Raw genomic sequence first — 22563 nt, 5'->3', positions numbered from 1 at the left:
AAACTACACCCCCCGCTAGCCGGGGTTTTTTATCTTTGATGATGAGCCATGAAATCGATTAACGAAACAATCAATCAACTGCGAACTTCACTGCGCCATCACGAATATCAGTATCACGTGCTCGACGCACCGGAGATCCCGGATGCGGAATATGATCGTTTGATGCATGAATTGCGTGAACTCGAAGCGGCTCATCCTGAACTGGTAACGGCAGACTCTCCAACACAACGAGTGGGTGCGGCTCCTTTGCCAGCATTTGAGCAGGTACACCATGAAGTACCGATGCTATCGCTGGACAACGTATTTGATGAAGAGAGCTATCTGGCATTTTACAAACGCGTTCAGGATCGTTTGCAAAGCAGCGAGCCTTTAACGTTTTGTTGTGAGATGAAACTTGATGGTTTGGCAGTCAGCCTGCTTTATGAAGACGGTGAGTTGAAACGCGCAGCGACACGTGGTGACGGTACTACAGGGGAGAATATTACCGCTAATGTGCGTACCATCCGAGCAATCCCGCTGCGATTAATAGGGAAAAATATCCCTCGGCGGTTGGAAGTGCGTGGCGAGGTATTCATGCCACAAGCCGGTTTTGAAAAGATGAACGAAGAAGCGCGCCGCAAAGATGGCAAAATCTTTGCTAATCCGCGCAATGCTGCCGCAGGGTCGATCCGTCAGCTTGACCCGCGTATTGCAGCCAAACGGCCATTGACTTTTTTGTGCTATGGCGTCGGTCTGCTTGAGGGCGGAGAATTGCCGCGTAGCCATTGGGAACGTTTGATGCAGTTTAAAACCTGGGGGTTTCCGGTAAGCGATCGCATCAAACGTTGTACAGGTAGTGATGAAGTGCTGGCATTTTATCGTCAGGTAGAGCAAGACCGGACTCACCTCGGTTTTGATATTGACGGTGTGGTGGTGAAGATCGACGATATCGATCTGCAGGAGGCTCTCGGTTTTGTCGCGCGAGCTCCGCGTTGGGCGACAGCATTCAAATTTCCCGCACAAGAACAGATCACGCTGATTCGAGATGTTGAGTTCCAGGTGGGGCGGACAGGGGCGATTACTCCGGTTGCACGTTTGGAACCTGTACAGGTTGCTGGTGTGGTTGTCAGCAATGCCACGTTGCATAATGCTGACGAAATCGAACGCCTTGGCCTGCGTATTGGCGATACAGTGATTGTGCGCCGCGCCGGTGACGTGATCCCAAAAGTGGTTGGCGTGTTGGAAGAACGTCGTCCGCAGGATGCGCGGGTAGTCGAGTTTCCTGTTCATTGCCCAGTTTGCGGTTCTGATGTGGAGCGTATTGAAGGCGAAGCGATCACTCGTTGTACCGGAGGATTGTTTTGCGGTGCTCAGCGCAAAGAAGCGTTGAAACACTTTGTTTCTCGCCGTGCCCTGGATGTTGATGGCATGGGAGACAAAATCATCGAGCAGCTCGTTGACAAAGAATATGTTAAAAATCCGGCAGACTTGTTCCGGCTTTCCCCTGGCATACTTACCGGGTTGGATCGGATGGGGCCAAAGTCCGCTCAAAACCTTGTCAACGCGTTAGAAACGGCTAAACAAACAACGTTTGCGCGTTTCCTGTTTGCATTAGGGATACGTGAAGTGGGTGAGGCTACGGCGGCTAACCTGGCTGCACACTTTGGTTCATTGGATAAATTGCAAGCTGCCCATGTTGATGAGCTAAAGCAAGTGCAGGATGTGGGTGAAGTGGTTGCCAAGCAAGTTGTGAATTTTTTTGCAGAAGCCCATAACCAACAGGTGATTGCTGAGCTGATTAGTCCAGAAGTGGGGATCAACTGGCCTGCACCGGTTGTGGTGATGGCTGAAGAGATAGATAGCCCCTTTGCAGGTAAAACCGTGGTGCTGACTGGCTCCCTAAGCCAACTTTCCCGTGATGAAGCTAAAGATCGCTTGACCGCGCTTGGTGCTAAAGTCAGTGGCAGCGTTTCCAAGAAAACCGATCTGGTGATAGCGGGTGAAGCTGCTGGCTCCAAGCTAGTAAAAGCACAGGAGTTAGGTATCAAGGTGATCGACGAGGCAGAAATGATTCGTTTGCTGGGTGTTTGATGGAAAAAGAGAACCTGATAGAGATCGCCAATACTGTGATGCCTTTTGGAAAATACCAGGGCAGGCTACTGATTGATTTACCAGAGGAGTATCTGTTGTGGTTTTCTCGCAAAGGCGAATTCCCCAACGGTAAATTGGGAATGCTAATGGAAATGACACTGGCAATCAAAATTGAAGGGCTTGATCATTTGGTCAAGCCACTCAAACGCAGTTAATTAATACGGCCTGGTATTTTCCCCTTGGTTATCCTTTGCAGGAACAAGGGGTTGTAATTTGTGCTTTACATCCCTAACTGGCTGATTTATTAGTGTTGATGCAGTAAATAATTCAATACAACTGGGGATGGAGCAATGCATAAAAAGGTAGCCAAGATTACGCTGGGCCTGTTGGCTCTGGCGGTCATAGGAAGTGCACAGGCCAGTACGTTAGTCTACTGTTCTGAAGGTTCGCCGGAAGGGTTTAACCCGCAGTTATTTACCTCTGGTACCACGGTGGATGCCAGCTCAGCAGCAATTTACAACCGCCTGGTGGATTTTAAAGTAGGAACGGTCGATCTGATCCCCAGCCTGGCGGAACGTTGGGAAGTGAGTGACGACGGTAAAAACTACACTTTCCATTTGCGCAAAGGTGTGAAATTCCAAAGCAATAAATTCTTCGTGCCGACACGCGATTTTAATGCAGATGATGTGATCTTCTCTTTTATGCGCCAAAAAGACCCTAATAACCCTTATCACAAGGTATCCAATGGCGCTTATACCAACTTTGAGTCAATGGAGTTTGGTTCACTGATTAATAATATCGTCAAGATCGACGATCACACCGTCCGCTTTGAACTCTCTCGCGCTGAAGCGCCTTTTGTTGCCGATTTAGGTATGTATTTTGCCACTATTTTGTCGGCGGAATATGCCGATGCAATGTTAAAAGCGGGAACACCGCAGCGTGTTGATAACGATCCGATTGGTACCGGGCCTTTCCAATTACAACAGTATCAAAAAGATTCGAAGATCCTCTACAAAGCGTTTGATAATTACTGGGAAGGTAAACCGAAAATCGACCGGTTGGTGTTTTCTATAACGCCAGACGCGGCTGTCCGTTACGCCAAGTTGCAAAAGAACGAATGTCAGGTGATGCCATTCCCGAATCCGGCTGAGCTAGCGCGTATGCGCGAGGACAGTGACCTGAAGGTGATGGATAAATCTGGCTTGAACATCGGTTTCCTGGCATTTAATACGCAAAAAAAACCGTTGGATAATGTCAAGGTACGCCAGGCATTGGCTATGGCCGTCAATAAATCGGCTATTATTGAGGCTGTTTTTCACGGAGCAGGCCAGCAGGCTAAAAATCTGTTGCCGCCAACCCAATGGGGTAATAATGCCGGGATAGAGGATTACCCTTATGCCCCGGAAAAAGCCAAACAGTTACTGCAGGAGGCAGGTTTAGGGCAGGGGTTTACCATAGATTTGTGGGCGATGCCGGTGCAACGGCCCTACAACCCGAATGCCAAGCGTATGGCCGAGATGATCCAGGCAGACTGGGCCAAAATTGGCGTACAGGCCAAGATTGTCACGTTCGAATGGGGGGAATACCTGCAACGGGTGAAAAACGGTGAGCATCAGGCTGCACTCATGGGTTGGACTACCGCGAATGGCGATCCGGATAACTTCTTTGGCCCGTTGTTTACCTGCACCTCAGCCAATGGCGGTTCTAACTCGGCAAAATGGTGTTATAAGCCGTTTGATGAATTGATCACTCAGGCAAGGGAAGAGAATAACCATCAGAAACGCGTGGCAATGTATGAACAGGCACAGGTGATGATGCATGAGCAAATGCCTGCGCTGATGATTGCGCACTCCACCATTTTTGAACCGGTGCGTAAAGAAGTGAAAGGCTACGAAATCGATCCGTTTGGTAAACACATTTTTAAACAGGTTTCGCTGGAGAAAGAGTGACACCTGCAAGTGAAGAAGAGCGCGGCCAAGTGCCGCGCTTGTTCAACGCTTAATCATCAGAACTGGGTGTTCAGACTCATAAAGTAAGTGCGCCCTGGTTCGTTAAACGTAGCCGCACCTGCGCCATACATATAGGCACCGGTGTTGACATTACCGGTAGTCTGGGCGTTACCGGCACGGAACTGGCGCTTGTCAAACAGGTTTTCGATACCTGCCGTTAAGCTCACGTGTTTGGTAAACTCATAGGTACCGCTCAAGCCAAAGACAGCATAAGGGCTTACTTCGTGCTTCTCGCTACCGGTGACGGGTTCCTCTTTATAGTTGTACTTCTTCGGTTTCTGACGGCCATACCAAGTAGCAGTAGCCTGCATCGACAGCGCTTGAGTTGCTTGCCAGCTCAAGGTTGAGTTAAGGGTAAATTTGGGAATAATAGACAGGTAATCTCCTGTGGTCTTATTCTGGTTCTCGATCATATAGGTGGCGTTGTTGCTCCAGGTCACAGTTTCGCTAACCGGCACATTCAGCGTACCTTCCAGACCTTGGATCACCGCCTTGGGTACGTTATCCCAGCGGTAGATATCGGTGCCCTTGGCGGTTTTTCCTGTTGGTGTATAACCCGCTTCGATCTTGTTTCGATAATCGTTACGGAAATAGGTTAGCCCCGCCAGCCAGTCGTCATAGTGGAATTCCAGCCCGATCTCTTTATTGATGCTGTTCTCGGCCTTAAGATTGTCGTTGCCGATTAGATAGCATGCACCTCCGCTGGCGGCACAACCCTGACCACGACTATACAGCACGTAGTTGCCGTTGTTCTGGAACAGGTTAGGCGCTTTGTAAGCACGTGCGATGCCCATTTTAAGGGTGAACATATCCCCTAATTCCTGCGATAGATTGAGGGATGGGCTCCAGTTATCGCCAGCTTCCGAATGATGATCAAAACGTAAACCCGTTGTGAGCGTTGTGCTGTCGGTTACCTCGGCGTTGTTCTCGGCAAACAGTGAGAAAATTTTTGCTGAAGAGTAAGGGCTACGATTGGTCGCATCAATACCCGGTACTAAACCGCCTTCCGTTAACGATTGGGTTGAAGAGGAAGGATCTTTCATACGCTGCCTGTTCCACTCGGTGCCCAATGTGGCCGTCTGTGGTACCCACATATCGAAGGGAATACTTACTTCACTGTGTGCCAGGATGTTATCCAAACGCGTGGTATTAAAATCGTCGCTGGCGAAGATCCCCTCCGTTCCTCCTGCTAGCCCTTCGGCCAAACGGGTATTACGCGTGCGCTCTAATTGTACGTAGTTGGTGGTGCTGACACCGTTATCCCACGCACCACGATAGTTGAGCGTATAGGATTGACGGTAAATACGGTTGGTTTCCTTGCCGTAATTTTTGAGTACCAGCGGATTGGTATTGGTGTTCTGGGTATCTCCGGCATACAGGTTACCCTGGCGACCATAGGTATATTGGAGCTCTAATGACTGCATGGGCGCAAAGTCCCAATGCAGCAACGCGTCGATATCTTTTTTGATTACCCCTTCGCGTCCGGCGGGTAGAGTATTGGCATAGTTGCCAGTGCGTTCGGACTGATGACCCTGATTAATATCCCAGGCGTCTGCCTGTGTTTTGCTGTATCCCCCAAACAGGCGGAAGCTTAACTGGTCGTTCAGCGGCCCGGAGAGACTGAAGTTGGTGCGCTTAGTTGCCCCTTCTTCTTTGTGTTGCGGCACATTGAAATATCCGCTTAATGTACCATGCAGATCTTTGTTAGCTTTCTTGGTGATGATATTGACCACACCGCCCGCTGCACCGTTGCCGTAGCGCGCCGCGGCAGGACCACGCAGCACCTCAATACGTTCGATCATCTCTGGTGGTACCCAAGCGGTGTCGCCACGGGTATCGCGCTCGCCGCGCCAACCTTGACGCACTGCGTTACGGCTGCTGACAGGAATACCGTCGATTAGGAGCAGGGTATTTTCAGGCCCCATACCGCGTATATCAAGCTGGCGATTGTTGCCGCGCTGTCCGCTGGTAGAATTACCCGTGAGGTTAACGCCTGGCATAGTACGTATTAGTTCGCTGATATCACGAGAAGGGGGGCGTCTTTGGATTTCTTCGGCTGTAATGGTGGAAACGCCGGGGGCCTGAAGGTTTTGTTTAGCAGCCGTTACCACAATCACATCTTTGGCTGCGGTTTCTTTTGGGTTTTTCTCTGGCAACGTAGCGCTTGATGTGCTGGTGGTTTGCTGTGCGTGAACAGCGCTGACGAAGGAAGATGAACCCAGTCCTAACCCGATAAGTGTTGCTAAAGAATAACGCGATAACTTCCGATTCATTTTAAGATCCCTACCTGACGACCATTCGTTACTCGGTGTTGTGTGATCTCCCCTTCGGGCTGTCGCTTTGCGGCACTCAAAGCAGTTCCCGCCCGATTTGGCACTCAGTTGTCGCCTACCTGCAATGTGAAGCCACTTTCGGTATCGCGAGCTGCAGAATGGCCAGTCGTAGTTTTATTGTGTGGTCGAAAATAACTGCGATTCCAGAGGAACCATGGCAAGCCCGTTTGTGGTTATGGCTTTATACAAGAGATTAGGCATCGCTCCCTGTTGAATAATACCAGTCCTGTTTCCGAGCCAAAACAGACTATTGCAAATACAAATAATTATCAATAGTATTCGTCATTGCGTTTTTTTTGACACGGCACGGCGCAACACGCCGTCCGGTGCGTTCTGGCAATTACAACGGTGGGTGGTGTATTGAAAACAGAACAACAGTTAGAAAGCAGTCAGTTATTAACGAGCAAATATGCCGGTAACCCTAGCTGGTGGCTGGATATTGCGCGCCGTGGAACACCGTTAGTGGAATCACTAGCAAACGGAAAATGGAGAGTCACATTTCTCTGGCGCGATCCTCAGGGAAGTGAATTAACCTCAGCTTATCGACGCGTTTGGATCCATATCAATTGCCTTACCGATCACCATCAATCCTCCTTGCCGCAAAGCTTGCTGCGGTTGAGTGGGTCGGATGTCTGGTATTGGCAAACCGAGCTGAAAGGCGATTGGCGTGGCAGCTATTGCTTTGTTCCCTCTCTCGACGATTGCCCATTAGAGCGGCATGAAGAAAATGAGCACGCCAATATGCATGCCACCCGCAACTGGTGGCAGCGGGTTTTTGCCAATGCTACACACGATCTGCTTAATCCTTACCGCGCTTGGCGTGGTTTTGGTGAGCATTTCCTTTCCGGCCTGCATATGCCCAAGGCACCGCTCCAGAATGCCTGGCGAGGTTTTGACAATTACGCTATCGCCAGCGCGCGCTGTACGCCTCCGCCTCCGGCTAAACTGCAACGGCATACTTGGCACAGTCCACGGTTAGGCAATACGCGTCGGGTCTGGGTTTATTCCACCGGAGAACGTCTTCCTGCATCCCGTCCGTTAGCGATACTGCTGGATGGCCAGTTCTGGGCTGGGCAAATGCCAGTGTGGGAACCTCTGATGCAACTGACTCGTGAAGGCAAGCTACCGGAGGCGGTCTATTTGCTGATTGATGTTATTGATCAGAAACACCGAACGCAGGAACTGACCTGCAAAGAGGAATTCTGGTTGGCGTTACAGGAAGAACTACTTCCTCAGCTTGCTGCCTGGGCACCATACAGTCGTGAGGCCAAGAACACAGTGGTTGCCGGGCAAAGCTTCGGTGGTCTGTCATCGCTCTATGCTTGTCTACGCTGGCCTGAGCGTTTTGGTGCGGCGATCAGCCAGTCAGGTTCCTTTTGGTGGCCTCGCCGTGACCTGCAGCACTTACCCACGATCCCGGATGACGCTTGCTGGTTGATTCGCCAAATAGAACAACACCGATTAGGGGAACACGGCAAACTGAAGGTGTTTTTGGAGGCAGGAGTGCATGAAGCGCTTGTCCATCAGGTCAATGAGCGTATGGCTGAACTTTTAAGTCAGTTCGGGCATCACGTTCGGTACCGTACTGTTGAAGGCGGGCACGATGCACTGTGTTGGCGAGGAGGCTTGCTGGATGGTTTACAGGCGCATTGGATGAGCAAAACGGATAACTATCATGGAATAAAACCGATCTCTATTCATGCCTAAGGAGCCTGTTATGCAATCTCTCAACCCATTCGACGACGAGCGGCAAACGTTCCTTATCTTGCGTAACCACGAACAGCAATACAGCCTGTGGCCAGATTTTAGCCCAGTTCCTCGGGGATGGACCCACGTTTTTGGCCCTGCACCGCACGGACAGTGTGTCAGTTGGCTCGAACAGCATTGGCAGGATATGCGGCCTGCATCACAGCGTAAGGCGTGACGTTACTGGCGAAGCGATTAGCGACCACGGGAGTGAATACTGTGTCAAAAACTTCTATTTTACCCACCGAGCAGCAGGCGATTATTGAGCTGCCGCTGGTGGCAGCACAACCCGGCATTTGGGTAGCCGATCAAATCTCACCTTATGGCAATGCCTATGCTGTGGCTCACTTTATTGAATTCAATGGCAAGATTGACCAAGAGATCATGCTGCGGGCGATTACGCTGGGACTGGCAGAGGTCGATACGCTACGGTTGCATTTTGAAGAGCGTGATGGTGTACCGATGCAATGGTACGACGTCAAAATGCCGATAATGCCACCGGAATCGATTGATTTGCAGGGTTATGCTGATGCGGAGGCGGCGGCCAATGCGTTGATGCAGATCGACCTCGATGCCGAGTTGCGAGTAAACAGCGGTAAACCATTGTACCGTCATATATTGATGCGCTTGGCTGACGATCGTTGGTTCTGGTATCAGCGCTATCATCATCTGGTCGTCGATGGCTTCAGCTTTACCGCGATTGCCCGTCGCATCGCCCATATCTACACCCGTTTGACTAAGCACCAGCAGCCTGAGCCCACACCGTTCACGCCGTTCAGTGATGTGGTTGCTGAATATCAACAGTATCAATACTCTTCGGGCTATCAGCGGGATGCCGATTTCTGGTTGAATAAGGCACAGCAACTGCCTACCGCTGCCTCCCTTTGCCCACAACCACTGGCCGGCCAGGTCCCCTCTGCGCGTATTCACCGGTTGGCGCAGTTTTGTCGCGCTCAGGATTTTGCACTGCTGGTCAATGCTGGTCAGCAGCAACAGTTGAGTGCTGCAGATATGGCAATGGCGCTGGTTGCCGTATGGGTTTCACGCCTGAGTGGCCATGCCAGTTTCAGTGCCGGGTTTATATTTATGCGTCGTATGGGTTCAGCGGCACTCTGTGCCAATGGGCCAGTGATCAATGTGTTACCTGTAGAAATACATGTGTTGCCATTGGCAACGCTGGTTGATATTGCTGAACAAATCAGCCGCGAACTGAAGATTGCCCGTCGTCATCAGCGTTACGATGCCGAACAGATACAGCGCGATCTGGGGCGTGTGGGTGATAACCAGCCGCTTTATGGCACCGTATTCAACTTCAAAATGTTCGATTATCAACTCGACTTTGCTGGCATCAATGGTATTACCCACGATCTGGCCTCCGGCCCGGTACGCGATCTTGAAATTGCGTTGTTTATCGATCAGTCCGGCGAACTGAAAATTGAATTACTGGCTAATGTCGAGCGTTATCAGCGGCAGGAATTGCAAGAACACTTGCAGCGTCTACCGCTGTTGCTGCGACAGTTCGCCGCACAACCTCAGTTGCCGGTCGGTGAGGCAAATTTGCTGACCGCGAAAGATCACGCCTTGCTGGAGCGAGTGAATGATACCGCGTACCCCGTGGCGGCACAGACGCTCAGTAGCCGACTGGCGAAACAGGCGCATAAAACACCGGCTGCCCCGGCGCTGGCGGATAAACATTATCAATTCAACTACCGTGAAACCCGTGAGCAGGTTGTTGCTCTGGCTCAGCGTCTGCTGGAATACGGCGTGCAGCCGGGGGATATCGTTGCCGTTGCGCTGCCGCGCTCGGTTTTCTTGTCGTTGGCACTGATGGCGATTGTCGAAGCAGGGGCGGCCTATCTACCACTGGATACCGGCTACCCTGATGAGCGCCTTGGCATGATGCTGGAGGATGCCAAACCGCGTCTGATCGTGACTGAGGCACTTCGACGATCACGCTTTACCGACTTTGGGGACGTGCTGGTATACGATGCCCCCTTGCAACCAGTGACCTCTGCAAATATTCAAGGCCCTACGCCGCATCATCCTGCCTATGTCATTTTTACGTCCGGTTCAACCGGCCGGCCAAAAGGCGTGCTGGTCGGGCATCAGGCCATCGTCAACCGTTTGTTGTGGATGCAGCATCAGTATCCGCTAGCGGCAGACGATGTTGTGCTACAAAAAACACCATGCAGTTTCGACGTTTCGGTTTGGGAGTTCTTCTGGCCGTTAATGGTGGGTGCACAATTAGTGATGGCCCCCCCAGAGGCTCACCGCGACCCTCAGCAGTTGCTCGCGCTGATAGCTCATCACAAGGTGACTAACTTGCACTTTGTACCGTCTATGTTGGCAGCTTTCGTTAGTGCGTTAGACAGTGAACAGGCGACGGCTGATTGTCAGCCGCTGCGGCGCGTGTTCTGCAGTGGTGAAGCATTGCCCGCTGAGCTGTGTCGACAGTGGCAGAGCCGCACGCGTATACCCTTGCATAATCTGTATGGCCCAACCGAGGCGGCTGTCGATGTAACTTGGCATTCGGCCTCCGGGGGATCACTGGCGGCCGTTACCGGGGCGAATGTGCCAATCGGCCAGCCAGTGTGGAATACCGGTTTACGTATTCTGGATAACCGCTTGCAGCCTGTGCCACCCGGTGTGGCGGGGGATCTCTATCTTACCGGGGTTCAACTGGCCCATGGTTACTTGGCCAGGCCGGATCTGACCGCCAGCCGTTTTGTGGCCGATATTGCCGGCAATGGTGGCCGGATGTATCGCACCGGCGATGTCGCTCGTTGGTTACCCGATGGTACGGTGGAATATCTTGGCCGTAGTGACGATCAGCTGAAAATTCGTGGCCAGCGTATTGAATTAAGTGAGATCGACCACGCCTTATTATCACTACCGGGGGTCTACCAGGCGGTTGCCCATGCATTGGTAATTGAAGGCACGGTTGCCGATACCCTGGGTAGTGATGCGCGCCAACTGGTGGGCTACCTGGTGGCGCAGCCCGGCGTTCGGTTGGATAGCGAAGCACTGCGTACAGCATTGGCAGAGCGTCTGCCACCGCATATGGTACCGGTTGCGTTGGTGGAAATGGCGGCTTTGCCATTAAGTGCTAACGGTAAGTTGGCACGTAACGCCCTACCGCAACCACTAACCCGTGTCAGGAAAGCTGGGCGAATGGCAGAGCCAGGGCTGGAAAGTGCGATTGCAGCGGTATTCGCCCGCTTGTTGCAACGTGAGCAGGTGTTTGCCGACGACGATTTCTTTGCCTTGGGCGGTCATTCATTATTGGCTATGCGACTGGCGGCGGAATTGCGTCGGGATCTGGGTAAGGCGGTGTCGGTAGGGCAGGTGATGGTTGCGTCAAAAGTGGAACAATTGGCGCGGCTACTGGCGGAGGAGCGCTCGCAGGAGGAGGCTGACCAATGTGGTTTCGACAGTATATTGCCCCTGCGTGTTACCGATGGCCCGACGCTGTTTTGCTTGCATCCCGCTTCTGGGTTTTCCTGGCAGTTCAGCGTCCTAACGCGTTATATCGATCAACATTGGTCGCTTGTAGGCATTCAGTCCCCACGGCCTCACGGGCCTTTAGCCGTGAGCGAAGAGATGGATCAGGTCTGTGAGGCGCATCTGGCCACGGTCTTGCAGGTGCAACCACACGGCCCATATCATTTCATTGGTTACTCGCTGGGAGGAACGCTGGCGCAGGGCATCGCGGCTCGTTTGCAGGCACGTGGTGAGGAGGTCGCTTTCCTCGGCTTGCTGGATACCTATCCGCCAGAAACCCAGAATTGGGACGTGATGTTGGACGACAATGTGTTGAAAGAAGTACAACGCGAACGTGAGCAATTCCTGGCGGTATCGGAAGATACGCTCGATCCGGCGTTGGGAGAAACACGGGTGGCGATGTTCGATAATATAGAAGCTAATTATGCGGATTCGGTCAGGCTGTTAGCCCATACCCACACCGCGCGTTTTAACGGTAAGGCGACGTTGTTCGTGGCCAAACGCACGTTGCAGCAAGGGATGGATGTACAAAAAACCTGGGCGAGATACGTCGATGGACTACAGGTGCATGAGCTGGATTGCGCACATGTGGATATCGTTTCACCGGCATCGTTCAAAGTGCTCGGCCCGCTGTTGAACCGGGTACTGAGGGTACTTTGATGCTCGTCAGCAGCTCTATATAGGCGCTGCTGGCTACTTACCTAACGGTACCACCAACGGGGTGTGAGAGACCGGATCATCAATAATCACGCATTTGAGCCCGTAGACTTCCTCGATGAGTTGTGGCGTTACGATACTTTTCGGTGCGCCCTCTGCAATGACTTTTCCTTCACGCATGGCGATCAGATGTGTGGCATAGCGGCAGGCGTGGTTGAGATCGTGCAATACCACGACCAAGGTATAACGGCTCATTCGATTCAACTGGCGTAGTAGTTCCAGTAGATCGATTTGATGGGTGATATCCAACCAGGTCGTAGGTTCGTCTAGCAGCAGAAGAGGCGTTTGCTGAGCCAGAACCATGGCGATCCATACCCGCTGCCGTTGCCCACCGGATAGGGTATCTACAGGGTATTCTGCGAACTGGGCCACACCGGTTGAGCTCATAGCCTGTTCAACCGCTTGCTGATCTTCTTCCCGCCAACGGCTAAACAGGCGTTGATGGGGATAACGACCACGGGCAACCAGATCGAATACGGTAATATCCCCTGGGGCGATTGAACTTTGCGGTAGCAGCCCTAATTGACGTGCTATTTCTTTGGTTGGGTATTCACGAATTTGTCTACCGTTTAACCACACAGAACCTGCTTGTGGCTGCATTAATCGGCTAAGGGTACGCAACAGTGTTGATTTACCACAGCCGTTTGGCCCAATAATCACCGTTAGTTCACCTTCAGGGATGGAAACGGAAAGATCTTGTGCGATGATTTTTTTGTCATAACCCAGTGTCAGGTTCTCGGCACGCAGTGGTGCAGTTAACAATGATCCAGTATTCATTTTTTTCGTGACTCACGAATTAACAACCAAATCAGATAGATGCCGCCTAGGCTGACGGTCAATACACCGACTTGCAGTTGGTAGGGGGAAAATATACGTTGTGCTGCGACATCCGCAGCCAGCAGTAATAAGGCACCGGTTAATCCAGTCAACAGAAGGACGTTTTTGTTTGCACATAAGCGGCGGGCAATCTGCGGAGCAACCAGGGCAATAAAGGAGATTGGGCCAGCTACGGCGGTGGCCGCAGCGGTGAGCACTACCCCGATCATTAACAGCAGCAGGCGCGAGCGTTCAACGTTAACACCCAGAGCGCGGGCAGTGTCATCGCCCATTTCCAGCATATGCATGCGGCGAGTCAGGGACAGCAACAGCAGTACTGCCAGCAATATCACCGCCAGTACTGGTAAGCTTTTGGCCCAGGTAGTACCGTTGAGGGAGCCTGCACTCCATAAACCAGCGGACATGGCAGACTCCAGCGAAGCTTTGACAATCATCCAGGTATTCACGGCTACCAGCAGGGCGCGCACTGCGATACCGACAATAATCAGCCGAAAGGTTTCTATGCCGTTGTTCCAGGCCAGTAAATAGACCAATCCGGCGGTCAGCATGCCACCAGCCAATGCGCCAGAAGTGATGCCGACAATGCTGCTATTGAAGAGCACGATAGCGGTCAGGACACCGCAATAGGCGCCGGTATTAAAACCGATAACGTCTGGGCTGCCGAGGGGGTTACGCAGCAGGGACTGAAAAATAGCACCACTGAGGCCTAATGCCGCTCCCAAAAGCATAGCCATGGTGACCCGTGGCAAACGCCACTGGGTAACAATCACCGACAGATTAGCCGGACCTTCACCGCGCACTGCATCGATAACTTGCGCAATGCTCAACTGCAATGTACCCGAGCCAAGGGCGTACACGGCTAATGCCAGGCAGGCGAGCAACAACATCAGTGCAGTAATCAATGGACGTGTCAGTCGAAAAGGTGCTTTGACTCGAGGCAGTCGGGAAACCAGTTGGCTCATTTCATCCCCTCCGCTGGAACATGCGGCGCTGACGTACCAGCATAATTAACATCGGTGCGCCAATGAGTGAAAGCACGATAGAAACCTGTAGTTCACCTGAAACCAGAAAACGGCCAATCAAATCGGCGCTTAACAGCAGGATCGGGGTTAAGACCAGGGTCCAGGGAAGTATCCATTTCAGTTCTGACCCCGCCAACCACCGAGCGATATGAGGCATCATCAACCCGACAAAAGCGATTGGCCCCACTGCGGCGGTGGCAGAACCACACAGTAAGGTGATCGCTAATAAACCCAGTAACTGGGTGCGAATAATCCCGGTTCCTAATGCTGCTGCTAGCTCATTCCCCATATTCAGGCTGTTGAGTGCTTTGCTAAGCCACAGGGTAATCAGCGTGCCTAACAGGATTGGCAGCGCCACGGTGCGCACGATAGCCATGTTTTGAATATCGAGCGAACCGGCTTGCCAGAAACGCAACTGATCGAATACCAACGGATTGAGCAAGGAAATGCCGGATGTCATTCCTTCCAGCACGGCGGCAAGCGCAACCCCTGCCAGTGTTAGACGGACGGGGCTGATGCGGCTACCTCCCAGAGCACCAACCAGTGCCACGACCAGTGAAGCAAACAGCGCACCGGTAAACGCGAACCACAAATAATGACTGATGTTGGTGGCACCAAAAAAAGTGATCCCCAATACCACGGCGAAGCTGGCACCGAAGTTAACCCCAAGAATACCGGGATCGGCCAACGGGTTACGTGTGAGAGTTTGCATCAGCGTGCCAGCCAGACCCAGTGCGATACCTGCCAGTATCCCGATCAGCGTTCGCGGTAATCGGGCATCGATAATGATGATGCAGTCTGCACTGGTACATTGGCCGCTCAGTGCTTCGACTATGTGAGCAAAAGGAATGGATTTGGCCCCGAGAGAAAGGCTAAGTATCACCACGAACAACAGCACGACAATAGCACACAGAAGAGCGAACAGACGCGACCAGAATGAGGGGGATAAACCCGATAACAATGAACCCTTTGTGGAGAGTAATGACGGCGAGCCATTACGTATAAGTCTGAACATGACAATCCGCTATTAAATGAATATAAATGATATTTATTATCATTATTGATTGTATTCGTCTATGGTAACATGGCAAAAACAGCAGCGCCAGCGCTGTTGTTGATGAGTTTAATTTGTTGTTTATTATAGTTATTCGATCGTTATCCTTCAGGTTGCATAGGTGCTTGCTGTATCCATGAAAGGGGGCGTTTAGGGGCTTTTCCCCCTAGGGGTTAGCACTAGTACTATTCGAAAGCTGTTATGCAACTCGAATTATTAGAGTCCAGGAGTTAAGTCGTGGTGGTAATAAGATGAATAAACCCTCTATTTTGCTCGATGTTGGTTTGCTGAAGACCAATCCCGCTTTTCGCGCCGTCTTTTGCGCGCGCTTTATCTCCATTATCGCATTAGGGCTGATGGCGATAGCCATTCCGATACAAATTCAGGCGCTAACCGGTTCAACCCTATTGATCGGTCTTGCGGTAACTTTGGCTGGTAGCGGTATGTTTGCCGGGTTGTTAATGGGCGGCGTGTTGGCAGATCGCTACGAGCGCCGTCGCCTGATTTTGTTTGCCCGTTCTACCTGCGGTCTCGGGTTTGTTGGCCTTTGCCTGAATGCTGTCTTGCCTGCACCGTCACTGACTGCCATTTACCTACTGGCAGTATGGGACGGTTTTTTTGGCGCAGTGGGGGTGACCGCATTACTGGCGGCGACACCGGCTATCGTTGGCCGCGAAAATGTCGTTCAGGCTGGGGCGATCAGTATGCTCACGGTGCGCTTTGGCTCGATCCTGTCGCCAGCGCTTGGCGGTGTGGTGATCGCTAGCGCCGGAGTGAGTTGGAACTACGGGTTGGCCGCTTTGGGGACGTTGTTAACATTGATCCCGCTATTACAGTTACCGCAGTTACCTCCACCGCCACAGCCTCGGGAGCACCCGTTACGTGCGTTGATTGGAGGTTTCACTTTTCTTTTTCAGAACAGAGTGATCGGCATGGTGGCGCTGATTGGTGCGCTGATGACGATGGCGAGTGCGGTGCGCGTGTTGTATCCGGCAATATCGAGCGTATGGCAGGTTAACACCAGTAGCTTGGGGATTATGTATGCGGCGGTGCCACTAGGCGCAGCGATAGGGGCATTCACCAGCGGACGGGTGGCACGGGTGGCGCGGCCGGGGTGGATCATGCTGTTGACGGCGATTGCAGCTTTCGTTGCCGTGGGGCTGTTTGGCCTGATGCCGTGGTACGGTATGGCGCTCTTGTGTCTGGTGGTGTTTGGTTATCTCAGTGCATTGAATTCCCTGCTGCAATACGGCTTGATACAAAACCTGACACCGGATGCGTTTCTAGGCCGCATCAATGGATTATGGACCGCTCAAAACGTAGTGGGGGATGCTCTTGGCGCACTACTGTTGGGAGCAATGAGCGCATTTATGTTGCCAGCAGTGACTTCAAGCAGTTTTGGCTTTGGCGCCGCGATATTGGCCGTAGCGCTGGCGTTTGCCATGCGAGGTTTGCGCAGGGTGAGTATGGGCGGGAAGAATGAGGAGTTGCAACCCGCCACGGCATCTACGGGGAAATAAATAACTTTTCCAGACGCGTCAGCAGATTGTTGGCGCTGTAATAATCTAGGCGAAAAGTATCGTTACCGAGTGCATAAACCCGTTTGTTTTGTACCGCAGGCAGATGAGCAAGGAAATTGTTGCTCATCAATTGTTGAACATCACTTTCATCATTGGCGAACAACAGTAAGGTTTCGCCATTCAGACCTCCGGCGAGGTTTTCGCCCCCAGTTGGACAATATCGCTGCGTGTTCCCTGGCTGGTGCTGGCGTTAAATTTCTCAGGCAAGGTTGCCAGCGTAAAGCCTAATTGTTGTAGGAATTGTCCCTGCGATGAGTTGGCTGTCCAAAGGTTGGCACTTTTACCATCGCTACGGAATACCAGTGCTGATACAGGTTGAGGCGGTAATGCTATCTGCTGCTTCAGTGCGGTTTCCCGCCGTTTAAATTCGGTGACGATTTTTTCCGCCTGCGCTTCATGGCCAGTCGCTATTCCCAGTGTTGTGGCAAGCTCCTGCCAGCTTTTATCGTCGTAATTAACCACTAAGACGGGGGCGATAGCTGATAACTGATCGTAAAGGCGGATCGCTGAGTCGGCACCGTTTGCCGACATCACAATCAAGTCCGGTGCAACACTGGCAATAGCTTCTGCATTGGGTTCACCGATGTACAGCTGTTGCACTCCGCGTTTTGCGGCTATATCTCCCCACTGAAGAAAGAAACCTTGCTTATCAGACAACCGGTTATTTGGCGTTGTCGCCCCACTGGCGATTACCGGCGCATCAATGGCCAACAGCGTACCGGTGACCGTCACGCTAGTGGAAACAATTCGCTCAGGAGGATGAGCAATGGTGATCACACCGTGTGAGGTTTCAATACTGCGCGGCCATGCCTCAGTGGCTGCTTGAGCCTGACTCAGGCCTAGCATTCCCAGCAGCATTAGGCAAAGTCGTAGGGTATTCTTCATCGTTCCGCCCCTCTTTACATTAATAATTATCATTTACTTTAAGGTGCTGCTGAGTTTATACGCAAAAATTCCCGTAAAGAAGCCTTGATCTTTATTGACATAGAAAATGGAGGGGGCTAATTTATCGATATTGAATATAAATGATAATCATTACCATAATTAATTGTGTTTAATGATCGAGAGGAAGTGCCGATGGACCTTGCTGTTAAGGGTGCCGAACAGAAGAATGTGCAATACAGTGATAGCCAGCAAGCCGGTACGCTAATGCCAACTTCCGGTTTCTTTTTTACGTCTCCTTTTCATAGCCTGAATACTCAGGGATGTTTTGCCAAAATCACTCTTCCAGCCGTTGACGGTGATGACCTGCAAGGTCAATTTCAGCAGGCAATCTGGCAGGCTTTTGCGCAAGCACGATTGGCCGGTATCAAGACGCCTATCTTATGTGGCGCACTTCCTTTTGATACCCGTCAACCCTCTGCACTCTTCATTCCTGAAAAGACACAATGGTTTGAACGTGAAGCATTTATGGCGGGCATCGACCCAGATGCCGGTGTGATCCCCGATATTGTCCAGCGAGTAGAGCTGCCAGAGCAGCCGCAGTTTATCAAAATGGTTACTGATGCCGTGCAAGCCACCGCAGGTGAGAAACTGGATAAAGTGGTACTTTCACGCTTGCTGGATATAAAAACCCGTGAACCGATAGACCGCCAGGCATTGATGGCGTGCATTATTGCTCAGAATCCACACAGCTTCCATTTCCATGTACCACTGGAGCAGGGTGCGCTGGTAGGAGCCAGCCCAGAGTTACTGTTGCGCAAATCTGGTCACCAGTTCCATTCTAATCCGCTGGCAGGATCGGCTCGGCGCGAAAATGACCCGCTACGTGACCGCCAAGCTAGCGAACGACTGTTGGCTTCAAACAAAGATCGTTACGAACACCAGATTGTGACCGAGAGCATGCATCAGGTATTGGCTAATCGTTGCAGCCATTTGCACATTCCGGCTAGCCCGGAACTGCTGAGCACCTCGACGCTATGGCATCTCTCTACGCCGATAGACGGCGAGGTGGCAGATCCAGCGGAAAATGCCCTCTCGCTGGCCTGTCTGTTGCATCCAACACCCGCATTGTGCGGGACACCTACCTTGGTAGCTCGCGATCTTATCAGACAACTTGAACCCTTTGACCGTGGCCTGTTTGGCGGCATCGTCGGATGGTGTGATACCGAAGGCAACGGTGAATGGGTGGTGACTATCCGCTGTGGCATCGTCAATGCCAACCGGGTACGTCTGTTTGCTGGTGCAGGCATCGTCAAGGATTCTTCTCCGCAGTCTGAATGGCTGGAAACCGGCACTAAACTCAGCACTATTCTGCGTGCTTTTGGTCTTAATCAAGGACAATGAAATCCCCATGAACATTGCTTTTACCCCTTGGCCTGAAGAGTTCGCTCGCCGCTATCGTGAGCGTGGTTATTGGATCGAACGGCCATTGACCGACATTTTGTCCCGCCAGGCAGAAAACGACGACGTTGCACTGATTGATCCGCAACGTAGTTTGAGTTACCGCCAACTGGAACAACTTTCCAATTGCCTGGCAGCTGCTTTGGTGCGCCGTGGATTACTACCTGGAGATACGGCATTGGTACAACTAGGCAATGTCGTTGAATTCTACGTGGTGTTTTTTGCTCTGCTGAAAATTGGTGTTGTTCCTGTCAATGCCTTGTTCAGCCATCAGCGCAGTGAACTTAATGCTTATGCCAGCCAAATAAAGCCTGCGTTACTGATTGCAGATCGTGAACATACGCTTTTTGCGCAACAACAGTTCTTGAATGTGTTCAGAGAACAACATCCTTCTTTACGCGTGGTGGGGTTGCATAACCAGGCAGACGGTGAACAGGCTTTGTCTCTCTGGCTGGAAGAAGAGAGCGGTGCCTTTGAGCCAACGCCCACCGCTGCCGATAGGGTGGCTTTTTTTCAGCTTTCCGGGGGTAGCACGGGCATCCCGAAGCTTATCCCGCGTACCCATAATGACTATTACTATAGCATTCGTCGCAGCGTAGAGATTTGCCGCTTCGACAGTACTACCCGTTATCTGTGCGCCTTACCGGTTGCCCACAATTATCCAATGAGTTCGCCGGGTGTTCTGGGGGTGTTCTACGCGGCTGGCATGGTGGTCTTCGCCACCGATCCGGCAGCCGCACAGTGCTTCAAACTCATCGAACAATATCAGATCACGGTAACGGCATTGGTTCCTCCTGCAGCGGCGCTATGGTTACAAGCACTCGATGAATGGGAGTGTAAACATCAATTAGCTAGCCTGACGTTATTACAGATTGGCGGTGCCAAACTGGGGGAAACCTTGGCTGCTCGAGTCCGCAATGAAATTGGCTGCCAGTTGCAACAGGTATTCGGTATGGCCGAAGGGTTGGTCAACTACACCCGGCTTGATGATGATGACCCGCATATTCTTACCACCCAAGGTAAACCCATGTGCCCGGATGATGAACTCTGGGTAGCCGATGAACAAGGCAACCCGCTGCCGATTGGTGAAACGGGCCGTCTGATGACTCGTGGGCCCTATACGTTTCGCGGATACTATCAAAGCCCTGTTCATAACGCCGAGGCTTTTGATGAGGACGGTTTCTACTGTTCGGGCGATCTGATCAGCCTGACGGAAGACGGCTATGTTCGCGTTGAAGGGCGTCAAAAAGACCAGATTAATCGTGGTGGGGAAAAGATCGCCGCTGAAGAAGTGGAGAACCTTTTGTTGCGCCATCCACAGGTGATCAACGTTGCGCTAGTTTCAATGCCGGACGTGTTGATGGGGGAAAAAAGCTGTGCCTTTGTGGTGGCACACAGCGTGGTGAAACCCGTCGTTTTTCGTCGTCATTTGCGTGAACAGGGAATTGCCGAATTTAAATTGCCCGACCGTTTTATTCAGGTTGAATCGCTGCCGTTAACCCCGGTCGGTAAGGTTGATAAAAAACGGCTGCGTGAACGTTTAGAAGCGCAACTGCAGGCTCAGGCCCAGGGAGAATAAGTTTGCTATGACCATTCCTAAACTTAATGATTATGCTCTGCCTACGCAGGGGGAATTGCCCATCAACAAAGTAAGTTGGGCTTTTGAACCACAACGGGCGGCACTACTGATCCACGATATGCAGCAGTATTTCCTTAATTTCTGGGGAGCGGACAGCACGCTTGTTAAGCAGGTGGTCGATAACATCGCAGCTCTACGCAGTTACTGCAAGCAGCAGGGGATCCCGGTGTTTTATACCGCACAACCCAATCAACAAAGTGATGAAGATCGTGCCCTGTTAAACGATATGTGGGGACCTGGATTGAATAAGCATCCAGAGCAGCAGGCTGTCGTCAGCGCTTTGACGCCAGATGCGGAGGATATGGTATTGGTAAAATGGCGTTATAGTGCCTTCCATCGCTCACCGTTGCAGGAAATTTTGCAGGAAAGCGGCCGTAACCAACTGATTATCTGTGGTGTATATGCTCACATTGGCTGCATGACCACGGCTATCGACGCATTCATGCGCAATATCAAACCCTTTATGGTGGCTGATGCTCTAGCGGACTTCTCTCTGGATGAACATCTTATGGCGTTACGCTATACCGCAGGGCGTTGTGGCCGTGTGTTGATGACTGCCGATCTGCTACCGGGTATTGCCAGTATTGAGGCTCTACGCCAACAGATTATTCCGTTACTTGATGAAGGTAGCGAGGATATTGGTAACGACGAAAACCTGATCGATTACGGTCTGGACTCGGTGCGAATGATGGAACTGGCAACCCGATGGCGCAAAGTGCGTGAAGATATTGACTTTATTATGTTGGCAAAATCACCCACGATCGACAACTGGTGGGCACTGCTTTCCGAGGGTAAATCCTGATGGCAACTATGGATGATTTTACCGGTAAGCGTGTTTGGGTGACCGGCGCTGGTGCGGGGATCGGTTATCAAACCGCTTTGGCATTTGTGAAGAACGGTGCTGAAGTGGTCGGTTTCGACTTACGCTTTGGCGATCTTGACTATCCATTTCATACTGTAGTGCTGGATATTTCCAATGGTACGCAAGTGGATAGCGTCTGCCAGCGGTTGTTGGCTGAGCAACAACGGTTAGACGTGTTGGTCAATGGGGCAGGTATTTTGCGTATGGGGCTGACCGATGAAACCAGCAGTGCAGATTGGCTGGCCTGCATGGCGGTAAACGCGGGGGGCGCATTTAATATGTTTCGCCATACGTTGCCGATCTTCCGCAATCAACGGCGGGGCACTATCGTGAGTGTGGCATCTAATGCGGCCCATGTCCCTCGCGTTGGTATGGCGGCATATTGTGCTTCCAAAGCCGCTTTGCGTAGCCTGTGTCAGACGGTGGGGTTAGAGATGGCACCCTTTGGCGTGCGTTGCAATTTGGTGTCTCCCGGTTCAACCAATACGCCGATGCAGCGAGGTATGTGGCAGGATGAAAGCGGTGAATGCGCGACCATCAATGGATCCCCAGAGCAGTTCAAGCTAGGTATTCCGTTAGGTAAAATTGCGCAACCGCAGGAGATTGCCGATGCAATCCTGTTTTTGGCATCAGATCGTGCCAGCCATATCACCATGCAAGATATTGTGATTGACGGTGGGGCGACGTTGGGAGCTTAGGCGTGCCCATTGATTACCCTCGGTTTCACCTATCCCGCGGTTTAAGCTCGACAAGGTCTAAGGTGGGCTTTGATAAACACCCTATCGTGTTAGGTGCAATAAAAGGGGGGATATACCTCCCTTGTCCTGCCACCTTTAATCGATTCAATCTG

General features: G+C 51.7%; 15 protein-coding genes and 1 pseudogene. 11 read left to right on the top strand and 5 right to left on the bottom strand.

Going from position 1 to position 22563, the window contains the following annotated elements:
• The first annotated feature begins 48 nt into the window (after window positions 1–48).
• From ligA to OK023_RS10725, 3 genes are all read left to right on the top strand, one after another.
• The gene (gene ligA, locus OK023_RS10735) at window positions 49–2070 is read left to right on the top strand and encodes an NAD-dependent DNA ligase LigA (protein WP_317692719.1); all 2022 of its coding nucleotides are present in this window, start codon (window positions 49–51) and stop codon (window positions 2068–2070) included.
• On the top strand, window positions 2070–2285 hold the full coding sequence (locus OK023_RS10730; protein WP_317692718.1) for a DUF3820 family protein: 216 nt from the start codon (window positions 2070–2072) through the stop codon (window positions 2283–2285). Before ligA ends, OK023_RS10730 begins: the two co-directional genes overlap by 1 nt.
• 135 nt (window positions 2286–2420) lie before the next feature.
• Complete coding sequence (locus OK023_RS10725; protein WP_317692717.1) at window positions 2421–4019, top strand: ABC transporter substrate-binding protein; 1599 nt, start codon at window positions 2421–2423, stop codon at window positions 4017–4019.
• 56 nt (window positions 4020–4075) lie between these two features.
• Here OK023_RS10725 and OK023_RS10720 read toward each other — a convergent pair whose 3' ends face one another.
• The gene (locus tag OK023_RS10720; protein ID WP_317692716.1) at window positions 4076–6352 is read right to left on the bottom strand and encodes a TonB-dependent siderophore receptor; all 2277 of its coding nucleotides are present in this window, start codon (window positions 6350–6352) and stop codon (window positions 4076–4078) included.
• Window positions 6353–6772: 420 nt separating this feature from the next.
• Here OK023_RS10720 and fes point away from each other — a divergent pair, with 420 nt between their 5' ends.
• The 3 genes from fes to OK023_RS10705 are packed head-to-tail and all read left to right on the top strand — an operon-like array spanning window position 6773 to window position 12319.
• Window positions 6773–8119 (top strand): enterochelin esterase, encoded by a 1347-nt coding sequence (fes, locus tag OK023_RS10715; protein ID WP_317692715.1) that lies wholly within the window; start codon window positions 6773–6775, stop codon window positions 8117–8119.
• A gap of 10 nt (window positions 8120–8129) precedes the next feature.
• Window positions 8130–8336, top strand: coding sequence for an MbtH family protein (locus OK023_RS10710; protein WP_317692714.1), 207 nt, complete (start codon window positions 8130–8132; stop codon window positions 8334–8336).
• A 41-nt stretch (window positions 8337–8377) separates the two neighbouring features.
• Window positions 8378–12319, top strand: coding sequence for an enterobactin synthase subunit F (locus OK023_RS10705; RefSeq protein WP_317692713.1), 3942 nt, complete (start codon window positions 8378–8380; stop codon window positions 12317–12319).
• 33 nt (window positions 12320–12352) lie between these two features.
• Here OK023_RS10705 and OK023_RS10700 read toward each other — a convergent pair whose 3' ends face one another.
• From OK023_RS10700 to fepD, 3 genes are read right to left on the bottom strand one after another with little or no spacing between them, the layout of a single operon-like run.
• Complete coding sequence (locus tag OK023_RS10700; RefSeq protein WP_317692712.1) at window positions 12353–13153, bottom strand: ATP-binding cassette domain-containing protein; 801 nt, start codon at window positions 13151–13153, stop codon at window positions 12353–12355.
• On the bottom strand, window positions 13150–14175 hold the full coding sequence (gene fepG, locus OK023_RS10695; RefSeq protein WP_317692711.1) for an iron-enterobactin ABC transporter permease: 1026 nt from the start codon (window positions 14173–14175) through the stop codon (window positions 13150–13152). Before fepG ends, OK023_RS10700 begins: the two co-directional genes overlap by 4 nt.
• Before the next feature lies 1 nt (window position 14176).
• Complete coding sequence (gene fepD, locus OK023_RS10690; protein ID WP_317692710.1) at window positions 14177–15250, bottom strand: Fe(3+)-siderophore ABC transporter permease; 1074 nt, start codon at window positions 15248–15250, stop codon at window positions 14177–14179.
• Window positions 15251–15540: 290 nt separating this feature from the next.
• Between fepD and entS the strand changes: the two genes are divergently transcribed.
• The gene (entS, locus tag OK023_RS10685; RefSeq protein WP_317692709.1) at window positions 15541–16809 is read left to right on the top strand and encodes an enterobactin transporter EntS; all 1269 of its coding nucleotides are present in this window, start codon (window positions 15541–15543) and stop codon (window positions 16807–16809) included.
• On the opposite strand, the pseudogene fepB reads toward entS, so the two are convergent.
• Window positions 16796–17754 (bottom strand): annotated as a pseudogene (gene fepB, locus OK023_RS10680) (Fe2+-enterobactin ABC transporter substrate-binding protein). The gene entS and the pseudogene fepB sit on opposite strands and share 14 nt — an antisense overlap.
• 192 nt (window positions 17755–17946) lie before the next feature.
• Between fepB and OK023_RS10675 the strand changes: the two are divergent.
• The 4 genes from OK023_RS10675 to dhbA are packed head-to-tail and all read left to right on the top strand — an operon-like array spanning window position 17947 to window position 22411.
• A complete protein-coding gene (locus OK023_RS10675; RefSeq protein ID WP_317692708.1) occupies window positions 17947–19155 on the top strand; it encodes an isochorismate synthase in 1209 nt (402 codons plus the stop codon).
• Window positions 19156–19162: 7 nt separating this feature from the next.
• Window positions 19163–20791, top strand: coding sequence for a (2,3-dihydroxybenzoyl)adenylate synthase (locus OK023_RS10670; protein ID WP_317692707.1), 1629 nt, complete (start codon window positions 19163–19165; stop codon window positions 20789–20791).
• A gap of 7 nt (window positions 20792–20798) precedes the next feature.
• Window positions 20799–21653, top strand: coding sequence for an isochorismatase (locus tag OK023_RS10665; protein WP_317692706.1), 855 nt, complete (start codon window positions 20799–20801; stop codon window positions 21651–21653).
• Window positions 21653–22411: a 2,3-dihydro-2,3-dihydroxybenzoate dehydrogenase gene (gene dhbA / locus OK023_RS10660; protein ID WP_317692705.1), complete on the top strand. Its 759-nt coding sequence runs from the start codon at window positions 21653–21655 to the stop codon at window positions 22409–22411. Before OK023_RS10665 ends, dhbA begins: the two co-directional genes overlap by 1 nt.
• Window positions 22412–22563: the final 152 nt, after the last annotated feature.

Source organism: Serratia sp. UGAL515B_01, from assembly GCF_033095805.1.
Lineage (GTDB): Bacteria > Pseudomonadota > Gammaproteobacteria > Enterobacterales > Enterobacteriaceae > Chania.
The sequence above is the reverse complement of the archived record's forward strand: the minus strand, read 5'-3'. Positions and strand labels throughout refer to the sequence as shown.